This window comes from Bacillus sp. JJ722 (assembly GCF_036963345.1).
GTDB lineage: Bacteria > Bacillota > Bacilli > Bacillales > DSM-1321 > Bacillus_AD.
Window position 1 is genome coordinate 1 of record NZ_JBALMO010000368.1, and the last position, 1848, is coordinate 1848.

2 protein-coding genes are annotated in these 1848 nt (G+C 30.9%); both read right to left on the bottom strand.

Annotated features, from left to right (window positions below):
- Positions 1-55 precede the first annotated feature (55 nt).
- Positions 56-511 (bottom strand): CBO0543 family protein, encoded by a 456-nt coding sequence (locus tag V7014_RS27410; protein WP_438824985.1) that lies wholly within the window; start codon positions 509-511, stop codon positions 56-58.
- Positions 435-1586: a DUF2515 family protein gene (locus tag V7014_RS26220; RefSeq protein ID WP_335511918.1), complete on the bottom strand. Its 1152-nt coding sequence runs from the start codon at positions 1584-1586 to the stop codon at positions 435-437. Before V7014_RS26220 ends, V7014_RS27410 begins: the two co-directional genes overlap by 77 nt.
- Between the last annotated feature and the right edge of the window lie 262 nt (positions 1587-1848).

Here is a 1848-nt window from a genome sequence, read left to right on the forward strand (position 1 = left end):
ACATTATTTAACACCGCGTGAATAGTATAGTCAGTTTAATATAATTTTTATAACTCTATCGCTGATTTAACCAACGATAAAAGGAATAGATGAAGATTAAAAACAAAATATATCCACAAAACGAATAGAAATGCTTCCATGATTCGTGATGTAGAAAATAACCGTATCCAACTGCTTGTTTCTCTATAATTGACATTAACAGACTCAAGATTAGAATAAATACTCCCTTAAACCAAAAATTCATTTTTTGACAGCAATATAAAAAAACTGCAACGAAGAATGGGAGGGCGAATAAGGTAAATGCAATATTAATAGAAAAAACCTCAGGAAAAAGGCGTTTAGGGAAGGTATATAATCCTTTTCCAACAAAGAAAAGATCGAGATACGTACCTAGCAAGGAAGCGAGTAACATAGTTGGAATGAACTTTGAAATACTATGAATCAAACTTGAGGATTGCTTTTTTGGCAATCGTTGCAAGTTCAATGTTTTCGAGGGTTTGACAATATTCATTTTCGATCTCTCCTAATTCATTTTCTCCTGAATGGATTAGATAATAAATAACTTGCCAATCTTTATACCAATCCATTACTTCAGGATTTGCGTGTTCATGGTTTTTCCATGCAAATTCTAATTTAGGACTATAAAAGCGTGTAGCAGGTGAAGTTAAACGGCAAGACTTTAACCTTGGCTTCAATTCCTTCCATGGGACACTTTCATCCACATCATTAAAAATATGAGGCCAATAATCTTTTCTAGAACCCGTATGAGGGATGGCATATGCCCACTGTTCCAGCATTTTTAATCGGTTAGGTTCATTAAAGAGTATAGAATATAATCGTTTTCCTAATAATATTCGCTTATGTAAGCTTTCAAAATGATGAAGTGTTTCACCTATTAACTTTAGTTTTCCTTTTTCTATATATGGAAAAAGAATCTGATTCATAGATAGCAAATCTTGTAATTTAAATTCCAATGTATTAAATATTGTCTTTTTAAAAGCAGGATTGTCGATGACTCTTAGCTCTAAATAGCTTTGCTCATTAATGATTAAAGCAACAGTAAGAATATATGGGTCTGGATTTAAGAAAAAATGACTCCAAATTGTATTCATAAATATTGATACATGAAAATACGGTAAAAGGTGAAATAAGTTTTGCCTGTTTTTTAAAGATTCTTCATACAGTAAAAATTGTGGGTAAGCATCCTGGAAAATAAGCCAATTTCCTCGTTCTAAAAAAGTAAAAAAAGAAGTACTTTCTTTCATTGTAAGCAGCCTTGATAATAACGATCCCTTTAAATCAGTCATATTCCAACCGCCATTGCGTGATACCATATGACCTAAAAATGCCCAATGAATTTCAGGGTGGCGTTGATAAAAAGCTAGATAGGCCTTTGTCCTTGTCACATTGTTTACATTTAAATTTTTAGTTTGCATTTTAATTTGATGAATAAGAAGCTTTTCTTTCTCTGTAATTCTGTGCTTTTCATAGTTGTTTTTACTATTCTTCTTTAACTCCTTTTTTATTTTCACAAGAGGTATGGGGAGTGTTATTTTTTTCTGTTTAAGAAACATATTCCAAATCATAATCACATCCTTTTATCCAACCATTTATGACATTTTATTCGAGAATTCAGGAATAAATACTACTTCAGTAATCTATATCCTAGAAGTAATGTATAAATAAGCCGAGCGTGTTTTATGATTAATCTATCAAGATAAATACATACAAAAAGAAACGTTAAGAACATTCGACATGATGTCCTTGACGTTTCTCCAATTGATAAGTCTTTAATAAACGTATTTTCTATTTCAATATAAAAATTAGAATATATCTTATTTTCTGGTT